Source organism: Rhodoferax sp. GW822-FHT02D07 (assembly GCF_058802405.1).
This window is the reverse complement of the sequence record NZ_JBXAOD010000002.1, coordinates 641,000-658,234: the sequence shown is the minus strand read 5'-3', so window position 1 is coordinate 658,234 and position 17,235 is coordinate 641,000. Positions and strand designations below refer to the sequence as shown.

Genomic DNA, 17,235 nt, shown 5'->3' with positions numbered 1-17,235 from the left:
CTCGGTTGCTATGGATTTGCTAGCTGCTCGCGCACTATTGACGGGGCTGGGTGCCTATTTGGCCTTGGGAACGCGGCCCAGCAAATAAAACTCGGGGTTGGGCATCATGCTGGTCACATTGGCCATGCGGTTGGACAGGCCGAAGAAGGCGGTGATGCCGGCAATGTCCCAGATGTCCTCGTCGTCAAAGCCATGGGCGTGCAGGGCGGCAAAGTTGGCGTCTTCCACGGTGTGGCTTTCCAGGCAGACTTGCATGGCGAAGTCCAGCATGGCGCGCTGGCGCGGCGTGATGTCGGCCTTGCGGTAGTTCACCGCCACCTGGTCGGCCACCAGCGGCTTCTTCTCGTAGATGCGCAGGATGGCGCCATGGGCCACCACGCAGTACAGGCACTGGTTGGCCGCGCTGGTGGCGGTGATGATCATTTCGCGCTCGCCCTTGGTCAGGCTGCTGCCTTCGCGCAGCATCAGCGCGTCGTGGTAGGCGAAGAAGGCGCGCCACTCGGCCGGGCGGCGCGCGAAGGCCAGGAACACATTGGGCACAAAGCCCGTCTTCTCCTGCACCTCCAGTATCTTGGCGCGGATGTCCTCGGGCAGGGTGTTCAGGTCGGGCAGGGGGTAGCGGCTGGCCATGGTGTCTCCTGTTGTTTTGCAAAAGCTATTGCTGCCATGCTTTTAATTGAATGTACATACAAGGTGTGCATTCCTACCATTCATCCTACTGCGAACCCCCTCGCGCAACCGGAGCACCCACCATGGCAAGCATCCAGAAAACCCTGGGCCTCTCCATCTGGAGCAGCGGCCTCGTCGTGACCCTGGCCAACCTGGCGCAGTGGCACGGCGGCTGATGCGGCGGCTACTATCACGGGCATTGATGCAATGCCCTGATGGAGCCGCCCATGAGCCTGAAACCCCAAGATATCTCTTCCCCGCATCCCGAAGCCTTTGACAAGGGGCTGGCCATGCGCACCCAGGTCATGGGCGAGACCTTTGTGGAGGCCGCCTTTGCCAATGCCACCCCCTTTACCGCCCCCATCCAGGAACACATCACCCGTGCCGCCTGGGGCGATGTTTGGCAGCGCTCGGGGCTGGACCTGAAGACCCGCAGCCTCATCACCGTGGCCATGCTCACGGCGCTTGGCAAGCAGAACGAGCTCAAGGGTCATGTGCGCGGTGCGCTGAACAATGGCGCCACCCCGGCCGAAGTCCAGGAAGTGCTGCTGCACGCTGCGGTGTACTGCGGCGTCCCCACTGCGGTGGAGGCGTTTCGCACCGCGAACGAGGTGGTGGGCGGGCAGGTTTGACCGGTTCCCCCGCGAGGCTTTCGGGCTTAGACTGCCTCCAGGGCGATCAGAAAAAGCAGCGACGTCAGGAGACGGTATGCGTTGGAATGTGCTGAACAGTTTTCGCGGGCAGCTCACCCTTTGGCTAGTGGGACTGTCGCTGGCCGCCGTGCTGGGAAGCGGCCTGTACATAGGGCAGATCGCTACCGAGGGGCTGGTGGCTTCCGGTGGGGAATTTCTCTACGCCAGCACCAAATCGGCCACCGACCTGCTGGCCACCAACCTGCGCGAGCGTGAGCTGGAAGTGGACATGCTGAGCAAGGCGCCGCTATTGACCGACGGCGACCTGTCCAGTCCCGCCATACGCAAGGCGCTGGAGGCACGCCAGGCTGCGCACGGTGAATACGCCTGGATTGGGGTGACCGACGCGGCCGGCCAGGTGCAACAGGCCACCGGCGGCATGCTGGTTGGGCAGATGGTGGACAAGCGCCCCTGGTTCAAGGCTGGGCGCGAAGCTGTCTTTACCGGCGATGTGCACGAGGCGGTATTGCTGGCCAAGCTTCTGCCACAGACCTCGCCGGAGCAGCCGCTGCGCTTTATCGATTTTGCCGCCCCGGTCTATGACGTCCAAGGACAATTGCGAGGCGTGCTGGCGTCCCACGCGCTGTGGAGCTGGGTGACCGAGACTGTGGAGTCGGTGGTCACGCAGCACACGGTACAGCGGCAGGTGGAGGTGCTGATTGCGGACCGCAATGATGTCATTCTCTACCCCTACAAACATGCAGGGCAGCTCAAGTTGCCCGCCAATCCCAAGGCCGACGCGCACTACCAGAACTTGCGGTGGACCGATGGCGAGTACGTCACCAGCGTGGTCAAGGTGTCGCCCTCCACACGCAGCGACCTGGGCTGGCGCGTGGTGATGCGCCAGCCGCTCAGCGTTGCGCTGGAGCCTGTGGCGGACATGCGCAAGCGCCTGCTGATGATCGGCTTGGGTGTTGCACTGTTGTTCACCTTCCTGGCCTACCGCTTGTCCATCCGCTTCAGCCGCCCGCTGGAGCAACTGGTGGCTGCTGTCCAGGCGGTGGAGCGCCGCACGGGCGAACCACGCTATCCAGAAGACGGACACTCTCGCGAACTCACGCTGCTCAGCCGCTCTGTGCAGTCCATGACCGCGTCGCTACAGGCGCGCGAGCAGGAACTGGCGGCGCTGAACGCTTCGCTGGAGGAGCAGGTGGCCCAGCGCACGGAAGCGCTGGCCAGCGCCAACGGGGAGCTGGAACGTCTGGCTACGCACGATGCCCTGACCGGTCTGTTCAACCGCCGCTGCTTTGACGACACCTTGCGCACCCATTACCTGGCCGCACAACGTTCGGGCAAGCCCTTTGGCCTGCTGGTGGTGGACATGGACCACTTCAAGCGCATCAACGATGCCCATGGCCATGCCGTGGGCGACGCGGTCTTGCAGCAACTCGCCGACGTGCTGCTGGAGTGCGTGCGCACCACTGACTTTGTGGCCCGCTACGGTGGCGAGGAATTCGTGGTGCTTTTGCCCGATGCCGCCGATGCCACCCAGGGCCAGGTGGTGGCGGAAAAAGTACGTTCCGCTGTGGCCAGCACCCTGTTCACGGTGGTGGACGAGGCGACGGTCAGTGTGGGCCTGAGCTGCTGGGCACCGGACGATACGGACATGCAGGATGTCTTTGTGCGTGCCGACAAGGCCTTGTACGAGGCCAAGGTGCAGGGCCGCAACCGGGTGATGGCACTGATGAGCGCTGTCTAACGGTAGGTTTTTACTACCTCTCAGTCGGGTTACGTTTTGGCTGGCGCATAGGACTGAACGCGTGAGCTGCCGCGGAGTGCTGTCTTATGTCGGCTTTTTCACCTTGGGAGGCGCATCGTCTTTTGCTTTGCTGACTGCCTCGTCTGCAAGTTGTATGGCGCGCTGTCTACCAACGATGTCGGCATTGAATAAATGCTCACGCAGCATTTCAGCACAAAGCAATAAGTTGTCTCGCGCTGCACACAAGGCTGTAGCTGTGCGCAGCAGGCTTTCCTGCTGCAATTGCTTTTTGAATTGCTTGCCCATGACTAAGCTGCTATTCAAAAGGTTTCCCAATCGTCATCCGGTCCCGAGGGTTTTTCTACTTTTTGTCCTTTGTCGGATGGAGAAGATTTTTGCAGGTTTGGCAAAAACTTGGGTGGTGCGGACGTGTTCCTTTTTCCGGACTTGCTCGTCTTTGATTGCAAACTCGCCTGCCCGAATGTCGGGGGCAGTGTGTTGTTTTGTCCCTTTAAGGATGCATCCAATTTGAATACGCGGACGGTGCCTACCAAATCACCGGCTTGACTTTTTAGGCTGGTGGCAGCTGCTGCCATTTCTTCGACTAAGGCCGCGTTCTGCTGGGTGGCTTGGTCCATCTGTTGGACTGCTTCGCCAATTTGTGCAACACCTGCTGCTTGTTCGCTGCTGGCAGCGCTTATTTCACCCATGATGTCCGTGACACGCCTGATAGAGCTGACCACCTCGCTCATGGTGGTTCCGGCTTGGTCAACCAATGTTGTACCGTGCTCGACTCGCTCAACACTGGCATTAATCAAACCCTTGATCTCTTTGGCGGCTTCAGCGGAGCGCCCAGCGAGACTGCGTACCTCTGACGCCACTACCGCAAAGCCGCGGCCTTGTTCACCTGCCCTGGCGGCCTCTACTGCCGCATTCAAGGCGAGGATATTAGTTTGGAACGCAATGCCATCAATCACGCTAATGATGTCTGCAATTTTCTGGGAACTCTCGTTAATTCCTTTCATGGTTTCAACGACTTGCCCAACCACTTCACCGCCCCGCACAGCGACCTCAGAAGCACTCAGGGCCAACTGGTTGGCTTGACGGGCGTTCTCTGCATTTTGTTTCACGGTTGAGCCAAGTTCCTCCATGGAGGCGGCGGTCTCCTCCAGGGCACTTGCTTGTTGTTCTGTGCGTGCACTCAGGTCATTGTTGCCAGATGCGATTTCTGCACTTGCGGTAGACACGCCTTCCGCGCCTTGGCGTACGTTGCCGACTACGCCAATGAGTGCAGTCTGCATCCGGTCTATCGCCGCCATAACGCTATTGGCGTTGTTCGAATGAGCTTTGATTTTGCTTGTCAGGTTGCCGTCTGCCACCTTCCCGACAATGTCACACAATTCATCCGGCTCCGCTCCCAGGGCGCCAGTAATGCTTCGTGTAATCAAAACGCCTGCGGCTACAGCTGCGGCCATCGAGATGCAGCATCCCAGAAGCAGAAAGGTGCGTTGACTGGAGTAGTCAGACTGCGCAGCTTCAACCATTTTTGCAGCGCGCTCTGTGGTGTAGGTCGAATACTTTTCTGACACCGTGACCAGCTTCGCCAACAACGGGCGGCATTCGCTGTTCATTTTTGCAATGGCGTCTTCGTGTTTGCCATTGAGGGCCATTTCCACGATGGATAGCGCCACCGGAGCATACGCAGATTCAATGCTCGCAATCTCTGCGATCATTTTGCGTCCTTCGTCTGACGCGTCAGGGGACTCCGCAAGTTTCTTAAGGTTGCTCAAGTGCCTTTCAACATCGGCATGGGCCTTGGTGACCACACCTTTTTCGACTTGCAAGTCGGCTGGAGATGTCACCAAGACCAGATTCCGTGCAGCGATCGCGCGGAGATCTATGGCTTCCCGCACTAAATGAGCGGTATTGGAGCGCGCATTGATGCCGTTGACATAGGACTCGAAACGTGAATTCGCGTCTCCTAAGGATTTGAGTGCGCCACCGGCTATCAGCAGGACTATCAAAGCGAGACCACCAAAGGACCAAGTCAATTTGGCCCGCACAGACATTTGTTTCATCAACGACCTCCAACGCTCTTAAGGACTGATTGAGCCCCAGTTGGACAGTCAACACTCAGGCAAGCCCTTGTCACGAAATACACTAAGTCATGCAATGCCTGAAGACATTGCATGCCATATTTAGCGCAGCTTCATGGCGTGTGTCTGTTCAGTCGAGATGGCAACAATCAGTTGTTAAGGCGGGGGCAGGGCCTTGATGAGCCGGGACCATGGGCAAGGGCCGCCAGCACTAGTCGGTAATGCTACCAAAATAAGTCTAGTGCTTGTATTTAGTTGCATTAGGGAAAGTGCTAGGTCACAGTCTCTATATGTTTTCAGTTTGCAAGCATTGCGATAGCTACTAGAAGCAAATGTAGGGATGGGTCTATGGTCGAGGAAATTGGGCTGGTAACTTTGATTGCTGACAGCCTTCCTGGGATGGTCGGCTACTGGTCCCGCGAGCTGCGTTGCCAGTATGCGAATGCTGCTTATTTGGCTTGGTTTGGGCGCACCAAAGAGCAGATGCGGGACATCCGCATACAGGACTTGCTGGGGGCTGAGTTGTTCGCCAAGAATGAACCTTACATTCGTGCAGCACTTGCCGGAGAAGATCAGCATTTCGAGCGGACCTTGGTAAAGGCGAATGGCGAAATTGGCCACACCTGGGCGCAATACATCCCCCATGTTGTGGAAGGCGAGGTGTGTGGTTTTTTGGTGCTTGTGTCCGATATCACTATGCTGAAAGAGCAGCAGCGTGAGTTGGACAAGGCGCATGCGGATTTAAGAATTGCGGCGACAGCCTTTGAAGTCCAAGAAGGGATACTCGTTGCAGACGCAGATCGGAATGTTTTGAGGGTCAACAAGTCGTTTACCCGCATTACGGGATACACCAAGGAGGCTGTGATCGGGCATAGAGCCACCGCATTGCGATCGAGTAGATACCCTGACGGGTTTTATGAAGATCTGTTATCTCGGCTGCTTGCATCCGGGAGCTGGGCCGGTGAGTTGTGGTGCCGGCACGCCGATGGGTACGACATTCCTGTTTCGCTGACAGTCACAGCTGTCACCGATCCGAAGGGCGTGATTTCGAGCTACGTTTCTACTTATATTGATTTGTCTGAACGATACGCTTTGGAAGCTGAGCGTCGACGGCAGGAGGCTGCACAACGCGCTGCGTTGGTTCGCGAAGTTCACCATCGCGTCAAGAATAGTCTCCAAGGTGTTTCCGGTTTACTGCAGCGTTTCGCGAACAATGAGCCCCAAGTCTCCCCCATACTGAATCACGCGATTGGTCAGCTCAAGAGCGTTGCCACTGCCTACGGGCTGAAAAGTGGGTACGGGTCGGAGCAGATTTCCGTTGAACAAATGGTGTGTTCCATTGCTGAGCAAGTGGGGGTGGTTTGGGGGGTGCCCATTCATTTCACCGCTGGGGCGACCCCTATGACCGGGTATTGGGTTGCGGAAGAAGAGGGTGTCCCTATTGCTTTGATCGTCAATGAGCTTCTTGTCAATGCAGTCAAGCACTCGCCCTCTGATCGCAGCGATGTGCGAGTTCATTTATCGTCCACGGGTAACGATCAAGGTGTGATGTTAAGCATTACAAATTTTCCGGCTTCAGACACACCTAGGCAAGCGGAGTCTGGGATGGGCTACAAGCTCATTCATCAACTCCTGCCTAACCCCGGAGCCCGGCTATGCTCTTCTTTGGTATCTGGCTTAATGCGCGTTGAGCTGGAACTGACACAGCCAGTGCTCCTTATCGGGGAGAAGTCATGATTGCTCAAAAAAAGTCAGAAAACCCCCCGAAGTTGCTTGTGGTGGAGGACGATAGATTGGTCAGCCTGATGCTGACTGATTCGTTGGAACATGCTGGGTACTTGGTTACTTGTGCCAGATCAGCGGAAGAAGCTGAAGAGCTTCTGGTAGGAGGTCTGCGCGCGGATCTGGCCATTCTTGATATTCGCCTGCCCGGTCAAGGTGGACTTTATTTGGCACATCGCCTGCAAGATTGGGATCACATTCCTTTTATCGTGCTTAGTGCCTACGGCGATGATTCCACGGTAAATGAGGCGCTCGCTTTAGGCGCTTTTGCTTTCTGTTCAAAGCCGATCGAACAGGCGCAATTGCAGCTTGTAGTCAGCTCCGCGCTTGCGAGAAGTCAAGAGTTACAAGCTGTGCGTACCAAAGAAAAGAGTCTGCAGCAGGCCCTGGACAACGAGCGCAGCATCAATGTTGCGGTGGGGATCACGATGGCGCACTATCGGCTGAGTCGTGTGGCCGCTTTCGACCAATTACGCGCTGCCGCCAGAGCCAGGAATGTAAGGCTTGCTGAATTCGCTACTACCATCGTGAATTCCTGCGAGCTGATGTCCGCAAACCCAGACAAGCTCTCCTGACCGTGCTGCCGTGTGCTCATCGAGGCGTCAGCCCCAGCCCTCCAGCACCACCTTGCCCCGCGCAGCGCCGGACTCGATGTAGGCGTGGGCACGCTGCAGGTTGGCGGCGGTGATGGGGCCGTAGTGTTCGGCCAGCGTGGTGCGCAGCAGGCCGGCGTCCACCAGTTGGGCCACTTCATTGAGCAGCTGGTGTTGGGCCACCATGTCGGGCGTGGCAAACAGGGGGCGGGTAAACATCATCTCCCAGTGCACCGAGATCGCCTTGCGCTTGAAGGGCATCACGTCCAGCACCGGCAGGTCGTCAATCAGGCCGAACTGCCCCTGGGGGGCCAGCACTTCCAGAATCTGCGGCAGGTGCTGGCCGGTGTGGGTGAGGCTCAGCACGATGTCGACCTGCGGGATGCCGAGGGCGGCCAACTGCTCCGTCATGGGCCGGGTGTGGTCAATCACATGGTGGGCGCCCAGTTCCTTCACCCAGGCCTGGGTTTCGGGGCGGGAAGCCGTGCCGATGACGGTGAGCGCCGTGAGGCGGCGCGCCAGTTGCACGAGGATGGAACCCACGCCGCCGGCCGCGCCAATCACCAGCAGGGTCTTGCCGCCGGGCTTCTTGCCGGGCTGCACGCCCAAGCGGTCAAACAGCAGCTCCCAGGCGGTGATGCTGGTGAGGGGTAGGGCGGCGGCCTGGGCGAAGTCCAGGCTGGCGGGCATGTGGCCCACGATGCGCTCGTCAACCAGGTGCAGTGCGCTATTGGTGCCGGGGCGCTGGATGGCGCCGGCGTAGTACACGCGGTCGCCGGGTTTGAATAGCGTGACCTCCGGCCCCACGGCGCGCACGATGCCGCTGGCGTCAAAGCCCAGCACCTTGAAGTCCTGGCCCGGGGCTGGGGCGGCGCTGGCGCGCACCTTGGTGTCTACCGGGTTGACGGAGATCGCCTGCACTTCCACCAGCAGGTCATGGCCTTGGGCCACGGGGTCGGGCAGGGTGATGTCTTGCAGGCCTTGGCCGGGAGTAGACGGGGTAGAGAGGGCATGGGGCTGGGTGTAGCCAATCGCTTTCATGGGGTGCTTCCTTGCGCAGTGATAAGAAGCCTTGATCTTCTTTCCTATCTCCAGAAAGAAAAATAGGCGGTGTATTGAATTCACCTTCAAATAAAATTTGAGAATGAAAGCCCTGCAAGACTTGGACATCTTTGTGCGCACCGTGGACACGGGCAGCCTCTCGGCCACCGCGCGGGCGTTGGACATCACGCCGGCAGCAGCCAGTGCGGCGCTCAAACGGTTGGAGGCCGAGCTGCATGCGCCGCTGCTGGTGCGTTCCACGCGCAGCTTGCGCCTCACGCCAGAAGGCACGCTGTTTCTGGAGCACGCCCGGCTGGCGCTGGCGACCCTGGGGGAGGGCATGCACGCGCTGGGCACGGGTCGCCACCAGGTGCAGGGCGTGTTGCGGCTGGCAGCGTCGTCCGACATGGGGCGCAACGTGCTGCTGCCCTGGCTGGAGGCCTTTCAGGACCAGCACCCGCAGGTGCGCTTTCGCCTCACCTTGTCCGACCGCATGGCCAATATGTACAGCGAACCGGTGGACGCGGCCTTTCGCCATGGCGAACCGCGCGACTCCAGTCTCGTGGCGCTCCCGGTGGTGCCCGACAACCGGCGCGTGTTGGTAGCCTCCCCCGAGTACCTGCGCACGCGCGGCACCCCAGCCACACCGCAGGAGCTGGCCACGCACGACTGCCTGTGCTTCATGCTGGGCGGGGATGTGAATGACCGCTGGACCTTTGCGCGCGATGGCCAGGCCCTGGCCGTGCGCGTGCAGGGCGGCCATGTCACCAATGACGGCGACGTGGTGCGCCGCTGGGCGCTGGCGGGGCGCGGCGTGGCCTACAAGGCCTGGATCGACGTGTCGCACGATCTGGCGGCGGGCCGGCTGGTGCAGCTGTGCACTGACTGGCAGACCGAGCCAGTGCCGCTGTACATGGTGCTGCCCGACCGGCGCCAGCTCACGCCGGGCCTGCGCCTGTTGCGCGAGTTTGTGGTGCAGGCGTGTGCGGCGCTGCCCGGTGCCGCAGACATGAAGCAAATCAGGCCTCTGGCCCTTATGGATTAAGCGCGAGCAGCTCCTGTTTTGATAGCGATTTCGGGGTGCTACCCACATCTTCGGTCGCTTCCGTGGTCTGGAACACGGCCACCACGCGCACCAGCGCACGGGCCTGCGACTGCAGGCTGCTGGCGGCCGCGGCCATCTCTTCCACTAGGGCCGCGTTCTGCTGCGTCACCTGGTCCATCTCGTTCACGGCCTCGCCAATTTGCGACACGCCGGCGCTTTGGTCGGAACTGGCCGCGCTGATCTCGCCCACGATGTCGGTCACCTTGCGAATGGCGGCGACCACCTCGGTCATGGTGTGGCCGGCCTGGTCCACCAGGGCGGAGCCCTGTTCAACCCGTTGCACGCTGGTGCCGATGAGCTGCTTGATCTCCTTTGCCGCTTCGGCACTGCGCCCGGCCAGGCTGCGCACCTCACTGGCCACCACGGCAAAACCGCGCCCCTGTTCGCCTGCGCGCGCCGCTTCCACCGCCGCGTTCAGCGCGAGGATGTTGGTCTGGAAGGCAATGCCGTCGATCACGCTGATGATGTCGCCAATCTTGCGCGAGGCGTCGTTGATGCCCTTCATGGTCTGCACCACCTGGCCCACCACGTCTCCGCCTTGCACCGCCACGCTAGAAGCATTCAGCGCCAACTGGTTGGCGTGGCCGGCGCTCAGGGCGTTCTGGCGCACCTTGGCGTTCAGGTCTTCCATGCTGGAGGCGGTTTCCTCCAGCGCGCTGGCCTGGTGTTCGGTGCGGCTGCTCAGGTCGTGGTTGCCCTGGGCGATTTCGGCGCTGGCAATGGCCACGCTGTCGGCCCCCTGTCGCACGGCGTGCACGATGCGGGTGAGCGATTCCTGCATGCGGGCCATGGCGGCCACCACGCTGTCGTTATCGCCCGGGCGCACCGCTACGGGCGAGGCGAGGTTGGCATCGGCAATGGTGCGGGCCAGTTGTGCCACATAAGCCGGCTGGCCACCCAGCTGGCGTAACAACGCGCGGGTGATGAACAGCGCCAGCAGCACCGACAGCACGGCGCACACCACCGTCACCGCCAGCAGCATGGTGTTGGCCTTGACGGCTGAGACCCGGCCCGCGGCCTTGGCAGCATCCGCCTGGGCCAGGTGCATCTTCCACTGGGTTTGCACCGCGTCATATGCCCCTTTGTAGGCCTGCTGGCTGGGGCCGGTGAAATAGTCGCTGGCCTCTACCGCGCGCTCGGATTCGGCGCCGGCCGCCGAGTTGGACATCTGCAGAAAGGTGCTGCGCGCCGCGTGGAATTGCGCAAGGGCGGCCGCCAGTGTGGCGTTGCTTTTCTCGTCCGACAGGCTGGCAGCTGCGGCCGTGTAGCGCAGCAGAGCCTCGTCTAGCGCTTTGACGGTGGCCTTGACGGCGGCCTCCTCGCGGTCCTTGGCGGGCATGGTCAGCGCAGCCAGGTGGCTGAGCTCGGCCGTGCGCACCACCTGCAGGCGGTCGTTCACATCGCTGAGCGCTGTGAGGGCCGGCAGGGTCTGGTCCACCAGCGCGTCAAAGTCGCGGTTCATGGCGGCAATGCGGCTCCAGGCCGTCAGGGCCAGCAGCAGCACCAGCACCACGATCACGCCAAACGCTGCACCCAGCTGGCGGCCCACGGTCCATGTCACTTTCTTCATTTGATGTACCCCGCCACACGCATTACTTGTTCGGTCCGGGCCTGCGCTTTCTGCAGGGCTTGGTCTACGGTCTGCTTGCCAGCCAAGGCATCGCGGATTTCTGCGCCGGTGAGTTCGCCGATGTCCTGGAACTCAGGGATGGCGACAAACTGCACACCTACATACGGGGCCTTGCCCTCGGTGGCATCGCGCGGGTTGGCGGTGACCATGGCAATCGCCTCGGTCATGGCAAAGCGCGCAGTCTTGGTGAACTCGGGGCGTTGGTAGGTGGACAGGCGGGTGCCCGAGGGCATGGCCGTCCAGCCATTGGTGTCGGCCACCAGGCGCAGGTAGGGCTCGGACGTGGCCCACTGCACAAAACGCTGGGCCGCATCGGCATTTTTGCTGCTGGCCGGTATGGCCAACGCCCAGGACCAGAGCCAACCCGCGCCTTTGTTGGTGACGGCGGTGGGCGCCAGCGAGAAACCGGTCACGGCCGCCACCTTGCTGAACTTGGGGTCAATCAGCGCACCGCCGGCGCTGGTGGCGTCCACCCAGATGCCGCACTTGCCTTGGGCAAACAGGTCCAGGTTTTCGTTGAAGCTGTTGGCTACTGCGTTGGGCGGGCCGTATTTGGTGAGCAGCTGGATGTAGAAGCTGATCGCGTCCTTCCAGGGTTTGCTCTGGATCTGCGGGCGCCAGGCCATGTCGAACCACTGGCCGCCAAAGGTGTTGACCATGGTGCTGAGCAGGGCCATGTTGTCGCCCCAGCCGGCGCGCCCGCGCAGGCAGATGCCGTAGATGCCGGCGGCCGGATTGTGGATCTTGGCCGCCGCGTCGCGGATCTGTTCCCAGGTGGGCCGGTTGTTAATGCTGAGGCCCGCTTTCTCGAACAAGTCGCTGCGGTACATGGTCATGGAGCCTTCGCCATAGAAGGGCGCGGCGTACAGGCGCTTGTTGTACGAGAGGCCATCGCGCACCGTGGGAATCAGGTCCTTCACGTTGTAGGCGTCGGTGGGGGTGATCTCGCGCAGCCAGCCTTTGGCGGCCCAGATGGGCGTCTCGTACATGCCGATGGTGACCACGTCAAACTGGCCACCTTTGTTGGTCACGTCCGCGCTCACGCGCTGGCGCAGGTCGGCTTCTTCCATGGTGGTCCACTTGACGTGGATGTCGGGGTTGGCCTTCTCGAAATGCACGCTGAGCTTTTGCATTTCGATCATCTGGCGGTTGTTCACCGTGGCCACGGTGATGTCCACCGCCTGGGCCCCAAGGGCCCAGGCGCACAGGCCCAATGCGGCGAGCGGCCGCAACTTCCAACAACGTCTCTTCTGCATGGCGCTTCTATCCTCAGACACAGTGGATCGAAGGTTAGGCCGCAGCAGCCCGGGGCGCCTATACGCTGTGTTCGCAGATTTGTACGCACCCTGCAGAGACGGATTAGGACTTTCCCTAGCGCCGCTGTTTGCGTGCAATAAAGTACCGGCGGTCTGCTGCCGTGGTATGGGTTAAGCGTGCTCAGCAGCCGACCGAAAGCGGTTCATTGCTTTGCAGCTGGGAATATCCATTTGCAGTCGTTCAGTTAAAGTCCGTCCTCGCTTCTCGGGGGCATCGGCTTCCCATTGGTCTGCAAGGAAAACAACATGTTGTTAACTGATATCGCTGTTGAGCACACGCTGGCGCTACCAAAGGGCGGCTTGCGTGTGACGTTGTTGCTGCATCCCTTTACGAATACGCAACGAGATTCTCTCGGCAAATTCGAGATTGTTCGTGTCATCCGCGAGCCAGGGAGTAGGGAAGTAAAACGTTCAACATTCGTGTCGTTTCCGCAATTGGCGGAGTTGTACGCCAAGGGTGTGCTTGACGAATTCGGGTTTTCTGTCCGCATGTGTCCTGCTGATGGCAAGTACCCCAATACGAATCCCGTAAAGAAAATACTCCCAACCAGCATCAGACCGGGCTCGCAGTTCGACCTGGCGGTGCAGGGCGTGGATGTTTCAAAACCAGCTAGCCGCGAGTTGAGAACAGCGTTGCTGCGCACTAATGTCAAGCTTTGAAGGCCTTGACGAACTTCGCACCGTTGGACAAAAAACGAGGCCGTTGCTTGAAGCGTGCATCGCGCAAGTTGATGCGCAATCAGGACTGGCAATTAGCAACTTTACGGTAGTCAACGCAAAGCGGACTTCTGAGTACCTGGAATATCTGCCCAAAAGCGGACATCCGATCTATTACAAATTAGGCGGGCTTGTCGAGGTTGCCTATGCGGCGGAAGCCGTCGGTCGCGAACGTCGGCTTTCTGGAAACCCACCTTTGTGCAGGTCAGCGGGCAGTCGTAGACTTCACGTTTGCCGCGATTGCTGACTTTCGGTTTGGCACAGCTGGATGGGGGCAGGTCATAGCCTTGCTTTGTATAAACACCACCAAATGGCAACTGCGATGTAGCAATATCGCGTGATGACTACGGCCTAATGAACGCGTTAGCATTGGGTCTAGAGGCCCCACCTTTTAGGACACATACCGATTCAAGGATATGACTAATGAAGCGCGTTAGTTTTCAGGGCATCGTAACGAAAAGAGACTTGATCGATTTGATTGAGATATTCGAGAGAAAAGGGGCTCAATTTGCAATGCTGTCATTTCGAGGTCGTGAATTCAAAGTTGTAGCCATAAGTGATTTACTTGAGGTTTTGGGCAACAAGGATTCAGAAGTCACAAATTTTTGGCTGAATACTTGCCCTTTTGAAGGTCAGCCCAGAACTGGCAACGATTTTCCAGGAAGTTTGGGTATTGGCCTAAATGGCTCCAACGTAATCGATGGCTACCTCACTGAAAGCGTTTTTGGGACCTTTACTCCGGCAACCGGTAATCAACTCAAAGTATGGGAGTCGGGACTTCGACTCTGGAAGAAGCGGTTGAATCGTGATGTCCACATGTTCAGTCGCATAGTCAACAAGGCATTCCCAAACGAAAAATTGAATGTTTCCCAGGATGCGATTGAAGGATATGAGCGAGGCAAATGGCAGCTAGTAGCCGGCTCACTTGGTGGGCCAATATTGGTTCACCCTGTAACTGCTAACCGTGAAGTGCCTTTCCCCATGTGAGCTTTCAAGGTTGGTTGTACAGCAGCAAACAGCCCATGGCGGCAGCTCACTCTGACAAAAAAACTTGCTGCGAAGCTGCCCCTAGAGCTTAGATACCAACGTCCGCTATGGCGCTGGCCGGGTAACAATAGCTAGGACAGCAGTCAGTTTATAGATGTCTCGACTTCGCGGCGAAAGCGGACATGGCTGACCCAATGTCTTCACTCAAGTTTTAGCCCTCATCCACCGATAAATCACTAATGCAATTGTCTGGAACTTCTCCCAGCGCAGGCAGCCGTTCAGCCGCCGGCGGAGATGCCAGCGCAATCGCAAAGTTGCAGAAGCAGCTGCACGAATTGGTGGAAGAGCTCAAAGGCGTAGCCACATCTGACATGGAGCCGAAAGCGAAGAAGGAGCGTGTCAAACTCCTGCAATCACAGATCCAAACGGTTCAAGCTCAAATCGCGGCCATTCAACGTGCCCGCCAGCAAGAACAACAAAATGCTGCGATGCAGAAAGCGCAGAGCGCAGCAAAGCTGGACCAGGAAAATCGCGACAAGGCCGATAGAAAAAATATCTCGTTAGGTAACTTGGTTGATACCTACGCATAGACGTCCCGAGAAGGTCCGTGTCAGATCCCGTGAGATGGCTATCAGACAGTAAGGTGGGAATTGGCTAAATCTGAAGCCTAGCGCCCGATTGCGGTCACTCGTGAGTGCCCGATCCTGGCCCGCAGCGGTGGTCTCTTTGGCTGCCCCCTGTCAGACCACAATGGCCTCAACTGAGACTTTGAAGTCTTCCAACACTTCATCAACAGGCCTGCCCATCTGTACGTGGACGATTGCGCCGTCTATCACGAGTGACAGCTTGCGCCCCACAGACAAAGCGCCTCCACTGAAGAACTCATCTACAACAGATGACATATCTTGCTTGTGCCGACAGACAACTTTCAATATCTCGGGGTCGGATGAGCCCAGCTCAGCGGCGGCATTCAAAAACGCACAGCCCCTAAAGTCGGGCTGGACAAACCAACTCCTGAGTGTTGTAACGAGTGCTTCCGTCGCATTCGAACTGGTACTGGCCGTATTCGTAAGGCTACTCCTGAACCAGGAAATCCAGTTCTCGTGCCGGTAGTCGAGGTACGCCCGAATCAGATCGTCTTTACTTGCGTACTGCCGGTAGAAAGTCACCTTACTCACGGCCGACTGCTCAATGATTCTGTCAACACCCGTTGCCCTGATCCCCTCACTGTAGAAGAGTTTGTGGGCCGCTTCCAAGATGCGCTCCCGAGGAGGCAATGAAACCAAAGTTTGCGTAGAAGATTGCATTCGACCATTGTAGACAGGTCGTTCCACCTCTGCTAGCATTCATCATGTAGACAGATCGTTCTACATAACTTGCAGAGGTCGCACCATGGAAACACGCCCACCCCTACCCCCGTTCACACGAGAAACCGCCATCCAAAAAGTCCGACTTGCCGAAGACGGCTGGAACACGCGCAACGCGGCCAAGGTTGCTCTGGCTTACACCCTCGACACGAAGTGGCGCAATCGCGCCGAGTTCGCAAACAACCGGGCCGAAGCCCAAGCATTCCTTGAGAGGAAGTGGAAGAAGGAGCTTGACTACCGGCTCATCAAAGAACTTTGGGTCTACGACGGCAACCGCATCGCCGTTCGGTATGCCTATGAGTGGCACGACGACGCCGGGAACTGGTTCCGGTCGTACGGAAACGAGAACTGGGTGTTTGAGGCCAGCGGGCTCATGCAGCGTCGCTACGCTTGCATCAACGATATGCCTATCCAAGAATCGGAGCGCAAGTTCCACTGGCCGCTTGGTCGTCGCCCCGATGACCATGCCGGGCTGTCAGAGCTTGGGCTATGAGTCGAGAAAGCTCTGGCACGGATCCACATCCACAAAGCGGTTGCTCGTCGGCATCCGCTTCTGGTCCCAAGGCGCCGTCCATTTCCCTAGCATCACCCCACCAAAGGGACCGCTGTAAAGGTCCTGAGACAGGATCCCCCACCTAGCCTCGCCCATCCCTCTGCAAGGCCTGCCACACCCCATTGGCGCTGGCATGTGCTGACATGAGCAGCTGCGCCCAGTCGGTCTGTTCGGCCTGCCAGACACCCAGGCCGCGCTCGTAAGCGTCGGGCATGGAGGCCAGCAGACCGGCCACGCGCTGCGGTGCGCGCTTGGCCATGGCCAGGGCCACCAGGCATCCTGCGGGCACCTCGTCGGCCGTAGCGTCGCGCGCCATGCCCTTGGCCAGCGTGCCCAGGCTGCCGATCAGCAGGCCCAGGTCACAGCCCAGGGCCACCCAAGCGTCGCGCTGGGTATGCCAGGGGGCAGCCGGTACGGCCAGGCCCAACTGCTGCGCCACCAGGCGCACCACCTCGGCGCCATGCTCCGGTGTTTGAGCCAGCGTTCCGCTGAGTTGTACGCACAGCGCGTCGTTAGCGCTGTGCTCCAGCCGCTGCAGGGCGCGCAGCAGCGGGGCGGCGGCGTGCGCCATCTCCGGGGCCTCGAGCCGCCGCGTGCACTGTTGCACATCGCTGCGCAGTCGTTCCAGCACATCGTGGGTGATCAGCACAGTGGCGGTGTCCACCAGGTCCTGCTTGGTGCAGGCAAAGTGCACATAGGAGGCCGCTTCGGGGTTGAACAGGCCCACCGTTTCGCGCAGGCTTTTGACCAGCGGGATCGCCAGGCTGCCAGCACGACCGCTGTCGCGCACGATCTTGGGCGCATCAAACAGGTCGACCTTGCAGGTGCCCACGATGGACTGGGCCGCCGCCACCGGAATTACGCCGCACTGAGCCTGGGCCTGGGCCAGCGCAGCTTCCACGCGCAGCATGGCCGCCACAAAGCGCTGGGCCCCGAAGGACTGCAGCACCTCGGGCGGGTGCAAAAAATCGTCGAACACACTGCTCAT

General features: G+C 59.5%; 17 protein-coding genes. 9 read left to right on the top strand and 8 right to left on the bottom strand.

Features of this window, described 5'->3' with window-relative positions; all coding sequences use genetic code 11:
* Window positions 1–54: 54 nt before the first annotated feature.
* Window positions 55–630, bottom strand: a complete 576-nt coding sequence (locus AC1RNN_RS07750) for a peroxidase-related enzyme (protein ID WP_493087238.1) — start codon at window positions 628–630, stop codon at window positions 55–57.
* Between the two features lie 266 nt (window positions 631–896).
* On the opposite strand from AC1RNN_RS07750, the gene AC1RNN_RS07745 reads away from it, so the two are divergent.
* Window positions 897–1,301, top strand: a complete 405-nt coding sequence (locus AC1RNN_RS07745) for a carboxymuconolactone decarboxylase family protein (RefSeq protein ID WP_493087240.1) — start codon at window positions 897–899, stop codon at window positions 1,299–1,301.
* 76 nt (window positions 1,302–1,377) lie between these two features.
* A complete protein-coding gene (locus AC1RNN_RS07740; protein ID WP_493087242.1) occupies window positions 1,378–3,060 on the top strand; it encodes a sensor domain-containing diguanylate cyclase in 1,683 nt (560 codons plus the stop codon).
* An 84-nt stretch (window positions 3,061–3,144) separates the two neighbouring features.
* Here AC1RNN_RS07740 and AC1RNN_RS07735 read toward each other — a convergent pair whose 3' ends face one another.
* Together AC1RNN_RS07735 and AC1RNN_RS07730 are read right to left on the bottom strand one after the other, a co-directional pair.
* Complete coding sequence (locus AC1RNN_RS07735; protein WP_493087244.1) at window positions 3,145–3,366, bottom strand: hypothetical protein; 222 nt, start codon at window positions 3,364–3,366, stop codon at window positions 3,145–3,147.
* A gap of 14 nt (window positions 3,367–3,380) precedes the next feature.
* A complete protein-coding gene (locus tag AC1RNN_RS07730; RefSeq protein WP_493087245.1) occupies window positions 3,381–5,138 on the bottom strand; it encodes a methyl-accepting chemotaxis protein in 1,758 nt (585 codons plus the stop codon).
* 366 nt (window positions 5,139–5,504) lie between these two features.
* On the opposite strand from AC1RNN_RS07730, the gene AC1RNN_RS07725 reads away from it, so the two are divergent.
* Window positions 5,505–6,893, top strand: a complete 1,389-nt coding sequence (locus tag AC1RNN_RS07725) for a PAS domain-containing protein (protein ID WP_493087247.1) — start codon at window positions 5,505–5,507, stop codon at window positions 6,891–6,893.
* Window positions 6,890–7,513, top strand: coding sequence for an ANTAR domain-containing response regulator (locus AC1RNN_RS07720; RefSeq protein WP_493087248.1), 624 nt, complete (start codon window positions 6,890–6,892; stop codon window positions 7,511–7,513). The genes AC1RNN_RS07725 and AC1RNN_RS07720 overlap by 4 nt, the downstream gene beginning before the upstream one ends.
* Before the next feature lie 27 nt (window positions 7,514–7,540).
* On the opposite strand, the gene AC1RNN_RS07715 is transcribed toward AC1RNN_RS07720, so the two are convergent.
* Window positions 7,541–8,572, bottom strand: coding sequence for a zinc-binding alcohol dehydrogenase family protein (locus tag AC1RNN_RS07715; protein WP_493087250.1), 1,032 nt, complete (start codon window positions 8,570–8,572; stop codon window positions 7,541–7,543).
* A 103-nt stretch (window positions 8,573–8,675) separates the two neighbouring features.
* Between AC1RNN_RS07715 and AC1RNN_RS07710 the strand changes: the two genes are divergently transcribed.
* Window positions 8,676–9,617 carry a LysR family transcriptional regulator gene (locus AC1RNN_RS07710; RefSeq protein WP_493087252.1) on the top strand — a complete coding sequence of 314 codons (942 nt, stop codon included), beginning with the start codon at window positions 8,676–8,678 and terminating at the stop codon, window positions 9,615–9,617.
* On the opposite strand, the gene AC1RNN_RS07705 is transcribed toward AC1RNN_RS07710, so the two are convergent.
* Window positions 9,607–11,247: a methyl-accepting chemotaxis protein gene (locus AC1RNN_RS07705; RefSeq protein ID WP_493087254.1), complete on the bottom strand. Its 1,641-nt coding sequence runs from the start codon at window positions 11,245–11,247 to the stop codon at window positions 9,607–9,609. The genes AC1RNN_RS07710 and AC1RNN_RS07705 overlap by 11 nt on opposite strands.
* Window positions 11,244–12,563, bottom strand: coding sequence for an ABC transporter substrate-binding protein (locus tag AC1RNN_RS07700; protein ID WP_493087255.1), 1,320 nt, complete (start codon window positions 12,561–12,563; stop codon window positions 11,244–11,246). The genes AC1RNN_RS07705 and AC1RNN_RS07700 overlap by 4 nt, the downstream gene beginning before the upstream one ends.
* Before the next feature lie 306 nt (window positions 12,564–12,869).
* Here AC1RNN_RS07700 and AC1RNN_RS07695 point away from each other — a divergent pair, with 306 nt between their 5' ends.
* The 3 genes from AC1RNN_RS07695 (at window position 12,870) to AC1RNN_RS07685 (ending at window position 14,917) form a co-directional block, all read left to right on the top strand.
* Window positions 12,870–13,283: a hypothetical protein gene (locus tag AC1RNN_RS07695; RefSeq protein WP_493087257.1), complete on the top strand. Its 414-nt coding sequence runs from the start codon at window positions 12,870–12,872 to the stop codon at window positions 13,281–13,283.
* A gap of 480 nt (window positions 13,284–13,763) precedes the next feature.
* The gene (locus AC1RNN_RS07690; RefSeq protein ID WP_493087259.1) at window positions 13,764–14,327 is read left to right on the top strand and encodes a hypothetical protein; all 564 of its coding nucleotides are present in this window, start codon (window positions 13,764–13,766) and stop codon (window positions 14,325–14,327) included.
* Window positions 14,328–14,566: 239 nt separating this feature from the next.
* The gene (locus AC1RNN_RS07685) at window positions 14,567–14,917 is read left to right on the top strand and encodes a FlxA-like family protein (RefSeq protein WP_493087261.1); all 351 of its coding nucleotides are present in this window, start codon (window positions 14,567–14,569) and stop codon (window positions 14,915–14,917) included.
* A gap of 150 nt (window positions 14,918–15,067) precedes the next feature.
* Here the strand turns inward: AC1RNN_RS07685 and AC1RNN_RS07680 are convergent, their stop codons facing one another.
* Window positions 15,068–15,634, bottom strand: a complete 567-nt coding sequence (locus AC1RNN_RS07680) for a TetR/AcrR family transcriptional regulator (protein ID WP_493087263.1) — start codon at window positions 15,632–15,634, stop codon at window positions 15,068–15,070.
* A gap of 85 nt (window positions 15,635–15,719) precedes the next feature.
* On the opposite strand from AC1RNN_RS07680, the gene AC1RNN_RS07675 reads away from it, so the two are divergent.
* Entirely contained in the window at window positions 15,720–16,187 is a 468-nt protein-coding gene (locus AC1RNN_RS07675; RefSeq protein WP_493087265.1) for a nuclear transport factor 2 family protein, read from the top strand.
* 142 nt (window positions 16,188–16,329) lie between these two features.
* Here the strand turns inward: AC1RNN_RS07675 and AC1RNN_RS07670 are convergent, their stop codons facing one another.
* A complete protein-coding gene (locus AC1RNN_RS07670; RefSeq protein ID WP_493087267.1) occupies window positions 16,330–17,235 on the bottom strand; it encodes a lyase family protein in 906 nt (301 codons plus the stop codon).